The sequence below is a fragment of the Bacillus sp. FJAT-25509 genome (genome assembly GCF_001420605.1).
In the GTDB taxonomy this organism is placed as follows: Bacteria; Bacillota; Bacilli; order Bacillales; family Bacillaceae_G; genus Gottfriedia.
The window spans coordinates 242112-260986 of record NZ_LJIZ01000021.1 but is presented as its reverse complement, the minus strand read 5'-3'; the positions used below and the strand labels follow the sequence as shown (position 1 = coordinate 260986).

Annotated in this window: 18 protein-coding genes; all 18 read right to left on the bottom strand. The window is 33.3% G+C overall.

Going from position 1 to position 18875, the window contains the following annotated elements; genetic code table 11:
- Window positions 1-170: 170 nt before the first annotated feature.
- Window positions 171-767, bottom strand: coding sequence for a YrrS family protein (locus AN960_RS14320; protein ID WP_056472733.1), 597 nt, complete (start codon window positions 765-767; stop codon window positions 171-173).
- Between the two features lie 67 nt (window positions 768-834).
- The gene (locus AN960_RS14315) at window positions 835-2595 is read right to left on the bottom strand and encodes a peptidoglycan D,D-transpeptidase FtsI family protein (RefSeq protein WP_056472729.1); all 1761 of its coding nucleotides are present in this window, start codon (window positions 2593-2595) and stop codon (window positions 835-837) included.
- A 73-nt stretch (window positions 2596-2668) separates the two neighbouring features.
- Window positions 2669-3145, bottom strand: coding sequence for a transcription elongation factor GreA (greA, locus tag AN960_RS14310; RefSeq protein ID WP_056472726.1), 477 nt, complete (start codon window positions 3143-3145; stop codon window positions 2669-2671).
- A 211-nt stretch (window positions 3146-3356) separates the two neighbouring features.
- Window positions 3357-3992 (bottom strand): uridine kinase, encoded by a 636-nt coding sequence (gene udk / locus AN960_RS14305; RefSeq protein WP_056472723.1) that lies wholly within the window; start codon window positions 3990-3992, stop codon window positions 3357-3359.
- Window positions 3993-4012: 20 nt separating this feature from the next.
- Window positions 4013-5290: a peptidase U32 family protein gene (locus AN960_RS14300; RefSeq protein WP_056472719.1), complete on the bottom strand. Its 1278-nt coding sequence runs from the start codon at window positions 5288-5290 to the stop codon at window positions 4013-4015.
- 113 nt (window positions 5291-5403) lie between these two features.
- On the bottom strand, window positions 5404-6336 hold the full coding sequence (locus tag AN960_RS14295) for a peptidase U32 family protein (RefSeq protein WP_056472717.1): 933 nt from the start codon (window positions 6334-6336) through the stop codon (window positions 5404-5406).
- On the bottom strand, window positions 6329-6988 hold the full coding sequence (locus AN960_RS14290; protein WP_056472715.1) for an O-methyltransferase: 660 nt from the start codon (window positions 6986-6988) through the stop codon (window positions 6329-6331). Before AN960_RS14290 ends, AN960_RS14295 begins: the two co-directional genes overlap by 8 nt.
- Window positions 6989-7353: 365 nt before the next feature.
- Entirely contained in the window at window positions 7354-8388 is a 1035-nt protein-coding gene (gene mltG, locus AN960_RS14285; RefSeq protein WP_056473111.1) for an endolytic transglycosylase MltG, read from the bottom strand.
- Window positions 8389-8570: 182 nt separating this feature from the next.
- Window positions 8571-8861, bottom strand: coding sequence for a DUF1292 domain-containing protein (locus AN960_RS14280; RefSeq protein WP_056472710.1), 291 nt, complete (start codon window positions 8859-8861; stop codon window positions 8571-8573).
- 123 nt (window positions 8862-8984) lie between these two features.
- The gene (gene ruvX / locus AN960_RS14275) at window positions 8985-9401 is read right to left on the bottom strand and encodes a Holliday junction resolvase RuvX (RefSeq protein ID WP_056472707.1); all 417 of its coding nucleotides are present in this window, start codon (window positions 9399-9401) and stop codon (window positions 8985-8987) included.
- Window positions 9402-9404: 3 nt separating this feature from the next.
- Window positions 9405-9671, bottom strand: a complete 267-nt coding sequence (locus AN960_RS14270) for an IreB family regulatory phosphoprotein (protein WP_056472706.1) — start codon at window positions 9669-9671, stop codon at window positions 9405-9407.
- 114 nt (window positions 9672-9785) lie between these two features.
- A complete protein-coding gene (gene alaS, locus AN960_RS14265; RefSeq protein ID WP_056472704.1) occupies window positions 9786-12437 on the bottom strand; it encodes an alanine--tRNA ligase in 2652 nt (883 codons plus the stop codon).
- A 355-nt stretch (window positions 12438-12792) separates the two neighbouring features.
- On the bottom strand, window positions 12793-13860 hold the full coding sequence (locus AN960_RS14260) for an AI-2E family transporter (RefSeq protein WP_056472702.1): 1068 nt from the start codon (window positions 13858-13860) through the stop codon (window positions 12793-12795).
- 40 nt (window positions 13861-13900) lie between these two features.
- Complete coding sequence (locus AN960_RS14255; RefSeq protein ID WP_056473108.1) at window positions 13901-14449, bottom strand: GNAT family N-acetyltransferase; 549 nt, start codon at window positions 14447-14449, stop codon at window positions 13901-13903.
- Window positions 14450-15178: 729 nt separating this feature from the next.
- Window positions 15179-15313: a DUF3918 family protein gene (locus tag AN960_RS24065; RefSeq protein WP_082459514.1), complete on the bottom strand. Its 135-nt coding sequence runs from the start codon at window positions 15311-15313 to the stop codon at window positions 15179-15181.
- Between the two features lie 13 nt (window positions 15314-15326).
- Window positions 15327-15515, bottom strand: a complete 189-nt coding sequence (locus tag AN960_RS14250; RefSeq protein ID WP_056472699.1) for a YrzR-like zinc ribbon domain — start codon at window positions 15513-15515, stop codon at window positions 15327-15329.
- Between the two features lie 112 nt (window positions 15516-15627).
- Window positions 15628-17985, bottom strand: coding sequence for an SF1B family DNA helicase RecD2 (gene recD2 / locus AN960_RS14245; protein ID WP_056472697.1), 2358 nt, complete (start codon window positions 17983-17985; stop codon window positions 15628-15630).
- A 33-nt stretch (window positions 17986-18018) separates the two neighbouring features.
- Window positions 18019-18678 (bottom strand): tetratricopeptide repeat protein, encoded by a 660-nt coding sequence (locus tag AN960_RS14240; protein WP_056472693.1) that lies wholly within the window; start codon window positions 18676-18678, stop codon window positions 18019-18021.
- Window positions 18679-18875: the final 197 nt, after the last annotated feature.

The following is an 18875-nucleotide window of genomic DNA, read 5'->3' as shown; positions in this document are numbered from 1 at the left end:
TTTCTCTTTCAAACTTTAATCATTTTACCATATAGAGACATATCATTCATCTTTAAGAATGCGTACAACAAAAAACACTTTAAATTTTAAAAGTTTCCTAAAAAGGCGTTCGCTTTCCATGTGGCGTAACCTTATCGTTTGATCCCATAGAGACTCAAACTTTTTAGCTTTTAATACTTTAACTCTTTTACTTCTTGTACCAAAATAGGGAGCCAGCCTTCTTTTACAACCCAATGTAAGTAAATGACATATTTATAGCTTAAGTCGTTTGTGGCAACGTATACATTTATACTTTGCTGATCGTATCCTTGACTAATATGCCAAATTGAATAATCTTCTTTTGTTAAAGAAATCGCATTTGATACTGCTTCTTCCATTTCATAAAAGTCCTGAGACATATGACTATAATGAACTTTATGTGGCTCAACTTGTCTTGTTTTATTAGGTGTCCATTCTTTTACAGTCGATTCTATAATATTTTCATCATTTATTGAATCTTTAATAATCTCATTTACTTTTTCTCGATATTTCGCTTGATAAGGATTCGGTATATCTGTCATTTGCTTTGGTTCTTGAGCAATCGTAGTAATCTGAGCTTTTGCAGTATTAGGCTCTATCTTTTGTTGGTTGATGATTGGTAAAGTTATTTTTATCCCTAAATAGATGATTCCAAAAAGAAGTGGAATAAGTAGTATTCGGAAAAAATAATTTCCTCTTCGTACTCGTCTTAATTTTTGGACCCTTTTGTTTGATTCAATTGAAGACATTGACAAAATCCTCCAAAAACAACTAATTTTTCCCTATTTTAACATAGAGTTAATTAATTAAAAATAGCTATTTTGTGTGGTTTTTATCAAAGTTATATATAGATTTTATTAAACTTGTAACAGTGTCAGAAGTAGATGTAACTTCGTTTGGAACATTTAAACTAACAACTGCGAATGCATACCTTGGCTTATCATATGGAAAATAACCTGCAAACCATTTGTTTTGTTCGACTATTTTACCATCTACTACTTTTGTTTCCGCTGTACCACTTTTCCCTGCTAAAGTGTAAGGCAAACTAGTATATCGATTTCCCGTTCCTTTCGCATCCGTAACTACACCTCGAAGTAACTCTCTTAATTTTTGCATTGAATCTGGAGCTAGATAATCATCAGCTAATGTCTGTTCTGGGAATTTAAACATTTCTGTACCATTTTTATATACTACAGAATCTACTACTTTTACTTGTTTTGGGCTTCCACCTCGCGCAATGGTAGCCATCATATTAGCTACAGCTAAAGGGGATACTTTCACATCCTGTTGTCCAATGGATGTATTTAAGAGCTTATCACTTAAAGAGTTTCCTACAAAATATGTTGGTTTCCCTTCATTTTGAAATTGACTAAAACTAGATTCATGATAGACAGATCCTGTCCATCCTACTGGACCATCTAAACCTAGCTTTTTGGCATAGGCTTGAAACATATCTTTATTTTTTAAAGTTAATTGCTTACCTAATTGGCCAAATGTGTAATTACAACTTTCATAGAAACTTTGTTGAAAAGTTAAATTACCTTTTCGCTTTTTCTCTTCATCTTCGTATTTACCGACTAGATTATTATTGCAATTATACATTTGATTTTCTTTCACAATACCTTGATCTATTGCAGCAGCCGCTACAACTGTTTTAAAGACGGAACCGGGTGTACTAGCTAATAATGCATAATTAGTCGCAGTATTATCATTTGAAGAAAATAAATTTTGGAAATTCATAGTTGGTCGACTAACCATTGCTAATAAATTGTTCGTCTTTACGTCAATTAACACTGCAGCACCTTTTTGAAGTTTAGCTTGGTCAACAGCTTGTTCTAAAATTTGTTGTAAATCTTTATCTAGTGTAGTAGAAAGGGAAACAGGATAAAATGGATTACTAGGTTTTGCATATTTGACTTCATTTCCAAACATCGGTTTACCTAAATTATCCACGTGAAGCATTAAATTAGATGTGCCATCAGATTTTAAGAAATCTTCAAACTGAGCTTCTAAACCAATTACCCCAAATTCTTTAGGCTTATAATTTCGATCACTTTCATACTGTTTTTCATATTGTTCTTTATTTTCCCTAGCTATTCCAATTAGGTGTTCTGCCAATTGTTTATCGTCTTTGTCTTGAGACAGCATGGAAATTAATCCAGAAACATGTAAATTATTTATTTGATCAATTTGTTCAGATGTTAATGTTTTTGTCATTCCTTCTAATGTAAAAGGTTCTTTTTTACCATTAAACTGATCTTTAATTTTTGCAACCGGTACTCCTGTAATCGACGATAAGTTATCAATTGGCCAATCGATTGTTTTTAAAAATGGAAATAAAATAACTTTTGGAGTGTAAGCTGCACTTAATAATTTTCCATTTCGGTCTAGTATTTTTCCACGTCCATTATCAATCCGAAACTGAAATGTTCTTTGAGCAACACTTCGTTCAATTAAATTTACCTTTTGTGGGCCAAAATTCTTTTGATGAAGTACACTAATATCTAAACATCTGTATGCGATTAAAGAAAATAGTAATGAAAATATAATTAATATGGCTTTTATCCGTCTATGCATATAAAAAACACCTCATCTACAGTGTAGACGGGGTGTTCTTTTTTCAAACAATTAAATTGTTAAACAAATCAAATTATTTAACAGCAAGGATTCTTACTTGCATATCTCCACCTGGAGTATTAACTGTCACTTCTTCACCAACAGTTTTGCCTAATAAGCTTTTTGCGATTGGAGAATCATTTGAAATTTTACCTTCAAATGGATCAGCCTCAGCACTACCTACAATTGTGTAAGTTTCTTCGTCACCAGCTGGTAATTCTAAGAAAGTTACAGATTTACCTAAAGTTACTGTATCTGATGCATCATTATTTTCTGTAATAATTTCAGCATTACGGATCATATTTTCTAAAGTTGTAATACGACCTTCAACAAATGCTTGCTCATCTTTTGCAGCATCGTATTCAGAGTTCTCTGAAAGGTCACCAAAGCTACGAGCAATTTTAATACGCTCTACTACTTCAGCACGCTTTACTGTTTTTAAATTTTCTAATTCTTGTTCTAATTTTTGTTTCCCAGCTAAAGTCATAGGGAATTTTTTTTCGTTAGCCATTTTGTACACTCCTTTTAGTATCCACCGTTTCTTTTATGTAGAACTTCTAAATATCTGTTTATACAATGTAGTTGTACAAACAGTGTATGAGAATAATTAATGAAACATTCAACTTATGAAAACGCATTCTTTTATATAGAAAGATGAAGAAGTGAGTGCTTCTCCATCTTTCCAAAATTATTTTTAGGAATTATTCTCTCATATGAACGTATTATAATACACTTACTCTTTCAAGTATAGTCTGAATTTTTGTAGCCATTAAATCGATAGCCACAAAGTTCTGACCACCTTCTGGTATGATAATATCTGCGAATTTCTTAGATGGTTCACAGAATTGATTATGCATAGGGCGTACAACATTCACATATTGATCTACTACAGAATCAACTGTTCTTCCACGTTCTTTTATATCTCGTTGTATTCTACGAAGGATTCGTAAGTCAGCATCTGTATCTACAAATATCTTTATATCCATTAAATCACGTAAACGCTCGTCTTCTAATACTAGAATACCTTCTAAAATAATAACTTCTTTTGGCTCTACAGGGATTGTTTCTGAAGATCTTGTATGAATTGTATAGTCATATACAGGTTTTTCAATTGCTTTGTATTGCAATAAATCTTTTATATGCTCAATAAACAAATCATTATCAAATGCTAATGGATGGTCATAATTTGTTTTCAATCTTTCTTCCATTGGTAAATGCGTTTGATCTCTATAATAAGAATCTTGCTGAATCATTAAAATTGAATGACCTTTAAATTGATCATAGATTGCTTTTGTTACAGAAGTTTTACCAGAGCCAGTCCCTCCAGCAATTCCAATTACAATGGGCTTATTCCCCATACTTCAATCCCTCTTTCTTATCAAACTAACTTTTTTCTCATCATGTTGTAAGGATAAACTTTTTGATCCACTTTAATTTTTACGATTTCTAATGGATGTCTTGCAGCGTCTACTTCTGTTCCTTCTTCATTAACAATTACACCAACTGTTTGTTTGAAGTTGTCCATTTCAGGTCCAAAGAATTCAATTTGGTCACCTGGTTTGAAGTAGTTACGTTGTTGGATTGTTGCGATACCAGTTTCATCATCATAGTCTAATACAAGACCTGCAAAATCATACGTTGTTTTTTTGCTATGATTTCCATACATTTGCTCTTTCATTCCTGGAAGTCCTTCAAAGAATGAAGAAGCAGTGTCACGATTAGCACATTTATCTAGTTCTTCAACCCATTCTTCTTTAAATTCAAAGTTTTCTGGGTCAGCACAATATGCATCAATTAATTTACGATAAACAGATACAACAGTAGCTACGTAATGGATTGATTTCATACGTCCTTCAATTTTTAAACTATCTACACCCATTTCAATAAATTTAGGAATTGAACGTAATAAGTTTAAATCTTTAGGGCTCATTGCAAATGGAGCATCTTCTTCAGCAAATAAAGCATTTTCTGAAGCATCAGGATTTTGTGACTCAGTTTGAACTAAATCGTAATCCCAACGACATGATTGACAACATCCACCACGGTTTGAATCACGTGCAGTCATATGATTACTTAAAGTACAACGGCCAGAATAAGCAATACACATTGCTCCATGAATAAATGTTTCAATTTCAACATCTACTTTTTCTTTGATTTCTTTTATTTCTTCATAGCTCGTCTCACGTGCTAATACTAATCGATGTAATCCTTCTTCTTTCCAGTATTGTGCAGCACGATAATTTGATAAAGATTGTTGTGTACTTAAATGCACCTCTAATTTAGGAGCAGCCTCTTTACATGTTTCAATAATATATGGGTCAGCTACAATAATACCCGTTACTCCTGCAGCTTCAATTCCTTGTAAATATTCAACTAATCCGTCCATGTTTTCGTTATGAGCAAATATATTTGTTGTTACATAAATTTTCGCATTAAATTTGTTTGCAAATGCTACCCCTTCAGCCATTTCTTCTATAGAGAAGTTATCTGCATTCGAACGTAAACCAAACTCTCTACCGCCGATAAATACAGCATCTGCGCCGTATCTTACTGCAATTTTTAATTTTTCTAAATTACCAGCCGGTGCTAATAGTTCAGGTTTCTTCACGATTACACGTTTGCCATCAACTATTTTATCTAATTGTCCAATTGCCATTATTAATCCTCCTCTTTAATACAGGACTAAGGTCCAAGGCTCTAAAATACGGCTTTTCCTGCACTAGAATTCCTTGGCTGTCCTAAAATATCCATGATTTAATCTTGCTTCTATTAATACACCGTTTCTTTAAAGAAGAATCCTGTGTCAAGTGGTCTATTTACAGGTTGGATTGCTTCGATTTTGTCGAAAAGTTCGTCTTTAATATCTTCGTAAGCTTCACGATCTTCTACACATAGATCAATAGCTTGTCTGTATAGTTTTGTTACTTCAATGATATACTCTGAAGATTTTAAGACTCCGTCAATTTTGAATGAATCAATACCTGCATCAACTAATTCTTCTAACTCGTTAACAATACAAATATCATTTGGACTCATAATATGAGTTCCATTTTGATCTTCAAAAATTGGATATTTATTATTACGTTCGTGGTCAACTAGGAACATATTTTCTTCATATTTCTTTTGTTGAACGATCTCTAAATTCTTTCCTTGGTATTCAAAATAGTTACCGACAAGTGAACGTTTTGATTGGAACATAGCAGTCATCCCATGTACTTGTACTTCGATTTCTACTTTAGCATTTTCTTTAATTTCAGCGACAGCTTCAAAGCTTAACTCTCTAGCTAATACCGCACGTTTAGATCCACGTTTTCCCCAGTAATTACATGTAAACCAGTTTGTTGCCGTTGTTTCTGTGTTCCAATGTAATTGCATATTAGGTGCAATCGCACGTACAGACATAAGAACTGCAGGATCTCCGAATACAATTGCATCCACATTTGCATCTCTTAAAAAAGCAATATAATCTTCAATTTCATCAAGAATTTCATTATGGTAGACGCCATTCATCGCTACATATACTTTTACATTTTTTTTATGTGCAATTTCTACTGCTTCTTTTACAGCTTCACGATTAAATTCACCCGCTAAGCGTAATCCGAAACGTTGTTCACCAATAACAAAAGCGTCTGCACCAGCATCAGCTAATTTATCTATATCATTTAGGTTAGTTGGCGTAACTAATAATTCAGGCTTAATCATTATTAACTCCCCTTTTCTTACTAATAGCAACTCCATCACCAATTGGTATAATTGTCGAATCATACTTAGGGTGATTCATTAGCCATTCATTGTAATTTTGAATCTTTTTTATTAAAGCTTTCTTGCGTCGATCATCAACAAGATCCGCACTTTCAGCAACTTGGCCTTTAAATAAAACATTATCTGAAATGATAACACCTCTGTCTGATAACAAAGGCTCATATAATTCAAAAAATCGTTTATACTGAGCTTTAGCTGCGTCGATAAAAATAACATCATATTGTCTGTTTACAGGCAACTTTTCTTTTAAAAGTAAAGCATCACCTTCTAAAAGTAGAATTCGATTGCTGTAATCACTTCGCTCAATAAACTCTTTTGCTTTTCGAATTCTCTCTGCATTTCGCTCCATTGTAACAATCTTCACATTTGGAAACTCTTTTGCCATTCGAATACTTGAATAGCCTATTGCACTGCCAATTTCAAGAATGGAAGTTGGCTGTATTAAATAAAGTAAACCAAGCATAAATTCCATACCTGCTTTATCCATTATCGGCACATGATGCTCAAATGCATAAGTTTCCATTTCTTCTATAAAAGGTTCTCTATGTTTATAAAAATTCGCCAAGTATTGACGAACTAAAACGTCATTCATTGCTTATAAAGCCTCCAATAGAAATACAACCTTGTCAAAAACAAGGTGTAAGTAAAATTTCTTTGTATCTGAATTTTTTTAGACCCGTAATATTCTAACATAAAAAAAAGACCCTTGGCTAGTACCAAGAATAGTTACAACGCTTTCACTATTTTTTAATTTACAAAATTCCTCAGTAGACTATTTATACTACTGAGGAATTTAATATTTTCATTTTAAAAAAAGTAATAAATTGGCAGCAAGATAGAGTAATCGACGTTGTTGCCAATTTAGGAATCAAGTATAAGTGCAACTACGTCTCTGGCTTCGCAAAAAAGGCTTGTCAATCGACGATTTTACTATATTATACAAGTATTTCCAACTTTTTATTTTATATGCTTTTCTTTTTCAGTATTGTGTTCTGCTAACGACTTTGTAAAGATTACTTTACCTGTTTTATCAGCAAGGAAATATAGATAATCTGATTTAGCAGGCTTTAGAGCAGCTTCTATACTATCAACGCCAGCACTTGCGATTGGTCCTACTGGTAACCCTTTAACATAGTAAGTATTATAAGGAGATTTAACTTCTAAATCTTTATATAATACGCGTTCTTTATGTTTACCCAGTGCATACAAAACTGTCGGATCCGTTTGTAATGGCATTCCTATTTTTAGTCGGTTATAAAACACACTTGAAATTAACTTTCGATCTGTTGTACCAGTGGCTTCTTGCTCAATTAATGAGGCCATTGTTAATGTCTGATGAGGAGTAAGCTTTTGGCTACTCATTTCTGTTTTATATAGGTCTAATGTTTTCACTGTTTCATTTAACATTGGTGTAATTATTTCCTCTAAACTTGGAGTATAATCCCCATACATATAAGTTGAAGGATATAAGTACCCTTCTAATGGATAGCGAATTCCTGGTTTAAAAACATCATTCGTTATTAATTGCGGAAACTTTTTTTGTAGTCCCTGAATAAATGTTTTATCATTCAACTGTTTTAGTACAGCTGCTTGATCTAATTTAAAACCTTTTGCAATAATCGCTGCGATTTCGCTTAATTGAGAACCTTCAGGAATCATTAAATCCTTTACAGCAACTTGATATTTACCACCTACTTGTAAGTGATTAATAATCGTTGCAACTCCTTGATTTTCGCTAAAATGATAATTCCCTGATTTTAGACTAGCGTTGTTATGCAACTTCACATATAGTTTAAAAATTGAAGTATTTTTTATTAAGTTTTTCTTTTTTAATATTGCTGCAATATTATCAACAGAGCTTCCTTGAGGAATTGATACTAATTTAATTTGTTTATTTGCTGAATTAACTGGTTTTAACATATGTTTATAAGTTGCAAAACCCGCTCCAACTACGACAATACAAGCAATAATTAAATATGTAAAAATAAGCATAATCCTGCTTTTTTTATTTGTATTCTTGTATCCATTTTTATCAAAATCGTTAAATGACAAACTTATCTACCTCCTTTTCCACGTTATAGTATACTACAAATATGTACTAAATCGGCAATTTTCTACATAAAAAAAATGCTAAACACTTTTATAAGCGATTAGCATTTTTAAATCCAGAGATATTATTCTCCTTCTTCTTCGTCAAAGAAAGTGTTTAATACTTCTTCAACCATTTCCCACTCTTCGTCAGATTCGATTGGATATAACTCTCCATCTTCACCATCTTCTGCAGGAATGAAGCTAGATGCATGGTAGATTGGGTCTCCATCTTCATCAAACTCTTGTCCAACTGGACTATAAATTACGTATGATTTACCATAATCATCTGATTCAAAAGTCATGATAATATTACAAAGAATCTCATTACCTTCCTCATCGATGATTGTAATTTGTCTGTCTTCACCGTGTTCCATTTATATCACCTCTATTATTTTAATCCTTTTATGTATTAGTATAAAAGTGAAGAGGTGGAGGGGCCGCACAAAAAGTTATTTCTGCAAATACCATTGTTGTCGGCCAATCTCCATTCTTCTTTATCACTTTATACTATCTAAGTAGTTTTGTAAAATAACTACTGCTGCCATTTTATCGATTACTTGTTTTCTTTTCTTGCGACTTACGTCAGCAGAGATTAGAAATCGTTCGGCTGCCATTGTTGAAAGTCTTTCATCCCATAGTATAACCGGAAGATTGAATTCTTCTTCAATCATTTTTCCAAAACGCGTACATGCTTCACCGCGTTCTCCAATACTTCCGTTCATATTTTTAGGTAAACCTACCACTACTTTTTCGATTTCGTAGCTGTCGATGATTTCTTTTAGTCGGTCTAGTCCAAATTTCTGACGTTCTTCATCAATTTTGACTGTCTCAATACCTTGAGCCGTCCAACCAAGAGCATCACTTACAGCTACACCAATTGTTTTAGTACCTACATCTAGCCCAAGTGCTCTCATTAATTATTCTCCACGATGTTGTTGTAAGTAAGATTTAACTAATTCCTCAATGATTTCATCACGTTCTAGTTTTTTCATCATACTTCTTGCGTCATTGTGACGAGGAATGTATGCAGGATCACCTGATAATAAGTATCCTACTATTTGATTGATTGGATTATAGCCTTTTTCTTGTAACGCGTCATGAACCTTTAACAAAACTTCATTAACTCGTATATCTTGACCTTCATCTTGCAAACTAAACTTCATCGTTTTATCAAATGAATCCATACAAAGCACCCCACTTATCCGTATATTTTTAGCTAATTACATTGTACCATTTTTATTACGCAGTTACGAATCAGCTAAAAAATTTTATATCTGTTATTGTACACGATTTTTATATTATTTTGAAATCGTGTTCATCCATTTTTCAACAAAAGCAACAGCTTCGTCTAATTTCGAAGGATCTTTACCGCCAGCTTGAGCCATATCAGGACGGCCTCCGCCTCCTCCGCCACAAATTGAAGCAGCTTCTTTTATTAGATTTCCTGCATGATATCCTTGACTTACTAAATCTTTTGTAACACCAGCAATTAAGTTTACTTTACCTTCATTAGCAGAACCAAGTAATACAACAACAGAACCAATTTTATTTTTAAGGTCATCAACCATTGTGCGGAGACTATTCATATCTGCTCCATTTACTTTAGCAGCTACAAATTTTACTCCATTTACTTCTTTTACGTTATTACTAATATTTCCTGCTTCAATATTGCTTAATTTTGAAGAAAGTGATTCATTTTCTTTTTGAACTTGTTTTAAATCTGATTGTAAAGTTTCAATACGAGTAACAACGTCTTTCGTATTTGATTTTAATAGACCAGCTGCCTCTTTTAGTTGGCCAATTTGTTCTTGCATATATTCGTAAGCTGATTTGCCAGTTACTGCTTCAATACGTCGCGTACCAGCTCCAATTCCTGACTCAGAAATTATTTTAAATGTACCGATCGATGCTGTGTTATCAACATGACATCCACCACATAGCTCAAGACTATAATCTCCAACTTGTACTACTCGTACTACATCCCCATATTTTTCACCGAATAATGCCATTGCTCCCATTGCTTTTGCTTCAGCAATTGCTTTTTCAGAAATTTGAACTGGGATGCTTTCCCAAATTTTTTCATTCACAATTTTTTCAATTGTTTCAAGCTCTTCAGACGTTACTTGACCGAAATGCGAGAAGTCAAAACGTAAGCGTTCTTGGTTTACTAATGAACCAGCTTGATTTACATGAGTTCCAAGTACATCCTTTAATGCTTGGTGTAATAAGTGAGTAGCTGTGTGGTTCTTTACAATACTTGAACGGTTAGCTTTATTAATTGTTGAATCAACTTTAGCACCAACTGATAAAGCACCTTCAACAACCCTTACGCGATGTAAATTTTGTCCGTTTGGAGCTTTTTGAACATCAAGTACTTCTACTTTTAAACCAGGAGCAGTTAAAGTTCCACGGTCTGCAATTTGACCGCCACTTTCAGCGTAGAAAGGAGTTACATCAAGAATTAAATGAGCTTCTTCTCCATTTGCTACATCTTCAACTTTTTCTCCGTCTTGTACTAGAACAAGAACTGTAGATTCAACCGAACCTTCGCTATAACCTACAAAAACTGAAGTTTCCTTGATTTCACGAAGTGCCTCACTTTGTACTTGCATTGAGTCAACATCTTGTCTTGCAGAACGAGCACGCTCACGTTGTTTCTCCATTTCAACTTCGAAACCGTCATGATCAACTGTTAATCCTTCTTCTTCTGCATACTCTTCTGTTAATTCAATTGGGAAACCGTATGTGTCATAAAGACGGAAAACATCTTCGCCTTTAATTACAGTACTGCCTTTAGCTTTTGCATCCTTCATTACATTTGTAAGAAGTGATAATCCTTCATGTAATGTTTCATGGAAACGTTCTTCCTCATTTTTAATTACCTTTTGAATAAACGGTACTTTTTCTTTCACATTTGGATAGTAGCTTTCCATAATTTCTGCAACAACTGGAACAAGTTCAAACATAAATGGACGTTCAATACCTAATTTTTTAGCAAAACGAACAGCACGACGGATTAAACGACGTAATACATATCCGCGACCTTCATTTGAAGGAAGAGCGCCATCTGCAACAGCAAATGATACCGTACGGATATGGTCAGCAATTACTTTAAAAGCAGTATCTTGATCTAATTGTCCATTTCGATATTTTTGACCCGAAATTGTTTCAACAACATTAATAATTGGCATAAACAAATCAGTGTCAAAATTTGTGTCTACTTCTTGTAGTACACTTGCCATACGTTCTAAGCCCATACCAGTATCAATGTTTTTGCTTGGTAATTCAGGGTATTCTTTACGGTCTAAACCATCTTTTGAATTAAATTGAGAGAATACAATATTCCAAATTTCTAAATATCGATCATTTTCTAAATCCTCTTTTAATAATTTAATTCCAATGTTTTCTGGATCATATTTTGTTCCACGATCATAGAAAATCTCTGTACATGGTCCACATGGTCCTTCACCAATTTCCCAGAAGTTACCTTCTAAAAGGATAATATGCTCAGGATCTAATCCTAATTTAATCCATAAATCATACGTTACTTTATCCTCAGGATAGACTGTAACGAATAATTTTTCTTTTTCAAAACCAAACCATTCAGATGAAGTTAAAAGCTCCCAACCCCATGTTACAGCTTCTTCACGGAAATAATCTCCGATTGAGAAATTACCTAACATTTCAAAAAATGTATGGTGACGAGCTGTTTTCCCAACATTCTCAATATCATTTGTTCGAATTGATTTTTGTGAATTTGTTATTCTTGGATTCTCTGGAATTACTCGACCATCAAAATATTTTTTTAATGTCGCTACACCACTATTAATCCATAATAAAGTTGGATCTTCTACTGGTACTAAAGATGCACTTGGCTCAATAGAGTGACCTTTTTCTTTAAAGAAGTCTAAGTACATTTGGCGAATTTGAGCAGCAGTTAGCTTTTTCATTATATTAACCTCCATTTAGTAAATTTATAATGTTATAAAAACAAAAAAATCCCGTCCCTAAAACAGGGACGAGATGTACTCGCGATACCACCCTGATTATGAACAGAAAGCTTGTTGCTTAGGCAAATGCCTCGAAGTCTATTCATCACCTCAAGAGACCGTAACGTGGTCTGACGCGTCAGTGATTAGCTGCATTCAGGAGTAGCTTTTCTGTCACCCTTCATTAAAGTTTCTTTCAGCCTAGGAAACTTCTCTCTTTTGAATAAGCTTAAATGGTTTAGTGACATACTTTTTCCTTCAAAATTTTGCAAATATAAATTGTATGAAAAAATAGTATCATTGTCAAAAATGAAAGTCAAGTTGAGAGACGCTCTTTTCTATTACTGTAATAGCGAATAACAGAAATGATGACCACTAATACCGGTACAGCAACTAACAAACCTATAAAACCAGCTATTTCACCTGCAACTAATAATGAAAACATAATGATAACTGGATGAGTATGAATTGATTTTCCAATTATGAGCGGAGAAAGAACGTTACCTTCGATCAATTGTAAAATAATTAATGTAATACCTACTCTAATTAATAAACTTGTTCCTCCCGAAGCGGCTAGAAACAGAGTTGGTACAGCTCCAATAACCGGCCCGAAATACGGAATGATATCTGTTATTCCTATGACTACTCCTAATACTAGAGCATATTTCATTCGAACAATCCAAAGAAATATTGTTGCTAGTACAAACAGTAAAAAACAAACTAATATTTGACCACGAATATATTTTCCAAATGTATTATTAAGTTCTTTTGCTAAACCTTTTGCTTCATATCGCCATTTGTAAGGGATAATTTTCCAAAACATATTCGATAAGACCTTATAATCTTTTAAAAAGTAAAAAACGATAAACGGAATGATAAAGAGTGAAATCATATTATTTACTAATTGCTTCATCCATTCACCAGATTTATTCAATAATGATAATCCTGATCTTTCAGCGCCATTAATCATTAAATCAATCCGATTATGAAGAAAAATTGGCATCCTCGAAGTTTTTCGATCGATTTTTGATAAAAAATTATCATATAATGCCATAACTTTAGGAAAAGCTCTTAAAATATCTTGCCACTGTTGTTTAAAAATTGGGAGTAGTAAATAAAGCCCTAGTACACACCCTCCAAAAAATAATAAATAAATCAATAAAATCGCAAAAACTCGTTTAATCCCTTTTTTATGAATATATTCAATTGCTGGATGTAACAAATAGGCAATTATTAACCCAATCAAAAATGGAACCATCGATTTTAAAACACCAATTACAATATGTAAATAAACTGGTTTTAAATAATAAAAAACTATTCCAACTAATCCAATGAGCAAAATTAAACATAATCGATATATCCACTTTAACTTTAAACCGTCCATAAAAAAACCTCCATACTGATAATAGTATGGAGAATTTCAATTAAATTATGTGACTTGTTAAAAATTTTGCGAAGTCTTCTCTCTTCACAACATTCAATACACATTTCGTTTTTGCTTCTTGTTCAACGATTGTTAGTTCTTTTGGAAATTCATTCTCTACTCCAATTGTCATATAAGATAACTTCTCTTGTGCCCGCCTTGATCTAGTATTCGACTCTTTTGCACCAGCAAAAACATAATCCATTTTCAACTCTTTAAAAGCAATTTTTAAAATTTCAATTTTGGAAGCTTCATTATACCCTTGCCCCCAAAATGGAACACCTATCCAAGTACCGATATGACAAATCCCATCTCCTCGGTCAATGTGCTTTAAAGTTGTTATACCGACTACTTCATCTTGTTCGTTCAATATTATCCGATTTATTACCTTACCTTTTAATTCCTGCTGAACAATATAACTAATAAATCCAATTGTATCATCAATATTATCTACTTTTATTCCCAATACATCTTTCACACCTGGATCTGACGATAAATTAAAAACCTGCTCTGCATACTTCAAATCATTTTTAACAAGCCTAACTCCCATTCCCACATTTACCATCTCTTTTCCATGTTTTTATAAATGATAAAAGAAGATGATCATTTTCTCAATGGAAAATTATAAATAATTGAGTAATGTAAGATTAGGATTGGATGAAATACATTGAAAAAACTTAGCACATGTCCTTTATAGATATGTCAGAGTGATAAAATATAAAATATTCAAGCGTAAATTAAGTGCATCTTATTGATATGATAATTATTTTTTTATCCTATAATGATATTAATATCTTTGAACGGCTTTATAAAATTAACAAACTAAGTAATTGTTTAGTCTTGAGAAGTTAAAAATATTTAAGAGCTTATTTTTAGAAAGACATTTTAAAATGATTATTATAATACGTTGAAGTTCGATCTTAATTGACCTACAAACTGGACCTTCAAACTGATTACCATGCTGTATGCTACTCTAAGTAAAGGATTTTAAAATAGGTTTTTAGTGTAACCATTTTTTGATGAATAAATTGATTGGAACGGAGGGGTGCTCGACTCCTATGGGATATGCGGGAAGCCTGAGACCCCACAGGAACGCACGTGACGAGGAGGCTTAGGTCTCGCCCCATGGAAAGCGAGCATCCCGCAGTGGAAATCAATCTCACTAAACTCCTTTACGAAAATTTGGTTATTTAGTTGACAAGGTTGTTTAGTAATTAATTGTCTAACTCTTTTTTGACAATAAAAAAGCACATGCCCTAAAGACATGTGCTTTAAAAAATTAAAGCATTTTTTTCAATGACTTTCTCATACGTTTCATGTTCTTTGAAGTAAGCCATTTATTATCGTACATTAACTTCATCGCAAGTGCACCTGCACCTAAACCTAAACCTAATAAAGAGCTTTTTCTAGCCATCAATTACCCACTCCTACATACTAAGTTTTCGATCCTCTTCGTCAAATAAATCATCCAACGAACTTAACGTACCATCTTCTTCAACTTGGTGGGTATAAATAATGCCTTTATTAATTGTTAGTTCAATATAACATCCCCAACAATAATATTGATTTACACCTATTTTCCCTAAGTCTTTACTATGACAATTTGGACAATTCACAACGCTCGCTCCCTTAGCCTAAAAAAGGCAATGTTTCTAAGCATTGTGACCAAATTTTCATAAAAATATACGTTAGTACAGGAATCGTCTTGCACTATATATTCTTAGTCAATTACATGAAATCATAAGGTGAAAGATTTGGTAATTCATCTGAAAGCTGAAATGGTAAATCCTCGTTTAGTTGTACTTCACCATTTTCAATCCCTTTTAGTTTCATACAAAGAGTAGTTTGCCTTTGACCATCATCTGTTCTTCCAATGCCCTGAATAAATGCATCTTGTTCACCGCACATGATTAAAAACTTCTTACTTCTAGTCACTGCAGTGTAAATTAAATTTCTTCGAAGCATTCGATAATAACTTTTGACAATCGGAAGCACAATAATATCAAATTCACTACCTTGCGACTTATGAATTGAACAACAATAGGCAAGAGTTAATTGAGAAAAGTCTGGTCTAGTATAGGTCACTTCATTTCCATCAAATGAAACGATAATAATATCTTGTTGTTCTACATTCTCTTTGGCGAAAAAAATGTTTACAATTTCCCCCATATCTCCATTAAAAACATTGTTTTCAGGAACGTTTACAAGTTGGAGAACTTTATCACCTGTACGGAAAGTTGTATCCCCAAAATTCATTTCACGTTGTTTTTCTTTTTTAGGGTTAAACACTTCTTGTAGTCCTTCATTTAGGGCATCAATTCCCGCTGGACCACGATACATCGGTGCTAATACTTGGATATCTCTTACAGGAAAACCTTTTTTATTGGCGTTCTCACACACTTTTTTGACAACTTCAACAACTTGTTGACTTGAACACCCAATGAATGAACGATCTTTTCTTTGTTCAAATAAATCCCCGGAAATTGTTCCATCTTTTATATAATGTGCAAGCGTAATAATCGATGAATCTTCTGATTGACGGTAAATGTCTTTTAATCGTACCGTTGGAACTGTACCAGAGTTTAATAAATCCTTTAAGACTTGACCTGGACCAACAGAAGGTAATTGATCCTCATCCCCTACAAAAATGACTTGGCAGCCTTCTGGAATGCTTTTTAATAATTGATTCCCTAGCCAAACATCAACCATTGAAAACTCATCAATGATTAGTAATTTTCCATTTAAAGGATTTTCCTCATGATGGCTAAATTCCCCTTCTCTTGTCCAACCGAGTAAACGATGGATTGTTACTGCCGGTAAACCAGTTGCTTCACTCATTCGTTTTGCCGCTCTACCTGTAGGTGCTGCAAGCAAATAAGGGAATGGATCATCTTTCGGATAAGAATGCTGATCTAATGATAAATCATGGATTGTTGAAAATAGATTAACGATTCCTTTAATAACTGTCGTTTTACCTGTCCCTGGTCCACCTGTAAGGACCATCATAGCTGACTCCATAGCCTTTTTGATTGCTTGCGCTTGTGAAGGGGCATATTTTACATTCATTTTTGATTCGAGGTCTTCTAACTCTTTTGCAAATCTAGTATCAGTCATTTCTCCTAAATCTGGAGCACTGCTTAATAATTTTTGGATTGCATTGACAATGCCTTTTTCAGCATAATAAAGAGCAGCTAGATAGATTCTCTCATCTTCCATAACCAGCTTTCCGTCTGCTACTAATCGTTTCATTTCCCGAGAAATGTCGACTGCTTCGACAAGTTCTTTATCCTGTTTCATTAATAATTGTCTAGTTTCATCAATAAACTGATCTTGCGTTATATAAACATGTCCTTCTTGCATCGATAAATGCTCTAAAATATAAATACAACCAGCACGTATCCGATCTGGATGATTTCCTGTAATACCGATTGCTCGACCAATTTCATCTGCTCTTCCAAACCCAATCCCATCTACATCTTCAATTAACTTAAATGGATTCGTTCGGATAACATCAAGAGTTGATTCATTATAAGTCTTATAAATTTTAATCGACAGACCCGTTCCAATGCCATAGCTACTTAAAAAGCTGATTACTTTTTCAAGACCTTGATGAGATAGAATTGTTTCATAAATTTCTTTACCTTTGGATTTTGCCAGACCGGGAACACCTTCTAAGCTATCAGCATTATCTAAAATTTTATTAATTGCACCTTCACCTAAATGGTCAACGATTTTCTCAGCTGTTTTCTTTCCAATTCCTTTAAACAAATCTGATGATAAATATTGAATAACACCTTTTTTAGTAGATGGAAGCTCTTTTTCAAATGATGAAATTTGAAATTGTTTACCATATCTCGGATGGTCTTTTACAATCCCCTTAAATGTATATGTTTCATCTTCATTCATCCTTGGAATATTCCCAGTAATGGTCATTTCCTGTTCACAATTTGATAAGTTTGTATCAACGACTTTTACCTTTGCAACAGTATAAAAGTTTTCTGCATTATAAAAGATGATTGTTGTGATATGCCCTTTAATATATGGTGTCTCATCAACAAACAATTCCATTTCACTTTGGGTTTGCATTTCTCCACCTCCCCGTCTTACACTAAACTAGCTTCATTCCTCGTCTTTATTTTCAATTACTTTTAAAGCATGCATAGCAAGCATATGGTCATCTTGACTTTCAATCGCTTTATTAAAATGCTCTTTCGCAGTTGTAACTTGATCATTAAACATTGCAATAATGCCTAGATTATAATGTGCATCAGCATGCAGTTCATCTAATTGTAAAACCTTTTCTAAACTAATTTTTGCTTCATCTAACATTTCTAATTTAGCTAAAGTAAGGCCATATTGGAATAATGCGTCTACATCTTGATCATCTAACTCAATCGCTCGTTGAAAAAATGGAAGTGCAAAACGATCTTCTCCATTATTAACGCAGCATAATCCAATCATAAAATGAACATCACTATCGTTCATGCCAAGTTTCACACAATGTTGAAAATGCTTTTTAGCTAATTCATACTTTCCATCTTCAAAATACACTGTTCCAACTGCATAATGCGCTGCTGCCAATTCCGGATCAATTTCTAAAGCTTTTTCAAAAAAACGACAAGCTCGTTCTACATCTCCCATCGATAGTAAAAGCTGACCAAAATTAACATACGCTAATGAATTAGTAGGGTTTTCTTCAATTTCTTTCGTTAAAAAATTAGCTGCATCCTCTAAGTTACCCTCTTGCAGGGCTGCTACACCACGTTCAAAATTATTCATATATGACACCTCTATGTATTTTCTTTCAATTATTTTGGATAGAATCCATTTTCTATACTAATCAGTTTAAGAAACTTACTATATCTATTTAACACTATCACACCATAGTATACATTTCAAAGGAACGTTTCTTCAAAATTCTAACGGTAAATTAAGTATTTTCATTCAAAAAAACAACCCCAACCATTAAGATTGGG

Coding starts and splice junctions, on each gene's coding strand:
- AN960_RS14300 (WP_056472719.1), bottom strand. CDS start 5,290: ATGGCAATTGGACAATTAGATAAAATAGTTGATGGCAAACGTGTAATC.
- AN960_RS14270 (WP_056472706.1), bottom strand. CDS start 9,671: ATGGATTCATTTGATAAAACGATGAAGTTTAGTTTGCAAGATGAAGGT.
- AN960_RS24065 (WP_082459514.1), bottom strand. CDS start 15,313: ATGGCTAGAAAAAGCTCTTTATTAGGTTTAGGTTTAGGTGCAGGTGCA.
- AN960_RS14315 (WP_056472729.1), bottom strand. CDS start 2,595: ATGCATAGACGGATAAAAGCCATATTAATTATATTTTCATTACTATTT.
- AN960_RS14255 (WP_056473108.1), bottom strand. CDS start 14,449: ATGGGAGTTAGGCTTGTTAAAAATGATTTGAAGTATGCAGAGCAGGTT.
- mltG (WP_056473111.1), bottom strand. CDS start 8,388: ATGCTTATTTTTACATATTTAATTATTGCTTGTATTGTCGTAGTTGGA.
- ruvX (WP_056472707.1), bottom strand. CDS start 9,401: ATGAGAGCACTTGGGCTAGATGTAGGTACTAAAACAATTGGTGTAGCT.
- AN960_RS14280 (WP_056472710.1), bottom strand. CDS start 8,861: ATGGAACACGGTGAAGACAGACAAATTACAATCATCGATGAGGAAGGT.
- recD2 (WP_056472697.1), bottom strand. CDS start 17,985: ATGCAAACCCAAAGTGAAATGGAATTGTTTGTTGATGAGACACCATAT.
- udk (WP_056472723.1), bottom strand. CDS start 3,992: ATGGGGAATAAGCCCATTGTAATTGGAATTGCTGGAGGGACTGGCTCT.
- AN960_RS14290 (WP_056472715.1), bottom strand. CDS start 6,988: ATGAATGACGTTTTAGTTCGTCAATACTTGGCGAATTTTTATAAACAT.
- AN960_RS14260 (WP_056472702.1), bottom strand. CDS start 13,860: ATGGACGGTTTAAAGTTAAAGTGGATATATCGATTATGTTTAATTTTG.
- alaS (WP_056472704.1), bottom strand. CDS start 12,437: ATGAAAAAGCTAACTGCTGCTCAAATTCGCCAAATGTACTTAGACTTC.
- AN960_RS14295 (WP_056472717.1), bottom strand. CDS start 6,336: ATGATTAAGCCTGAATTATTAGTTACGCCAACTAACCTAAATGATATA.
- AN960_RS14320 (WP_056472733.1), bottom strand. CDS start 767: ATGTCTTCAATTGAATCAAACAAAAGGGTCCAAAAATTAAGACGAGTA.
- AN960_RS14240 (WP_056472693.1), bottom strand. CDS start 18,678: ATGAATAATTTTGAACGTGGTGTAGCAGCCCTGCAAGAGGGTAACTTA.
- greA (WP_056472726.1), bottom strand. CDS start 3,145: ATGGCTAACGAAAAAAAATTCCCTATGACTTTAGCTGGGAAACAAAAA.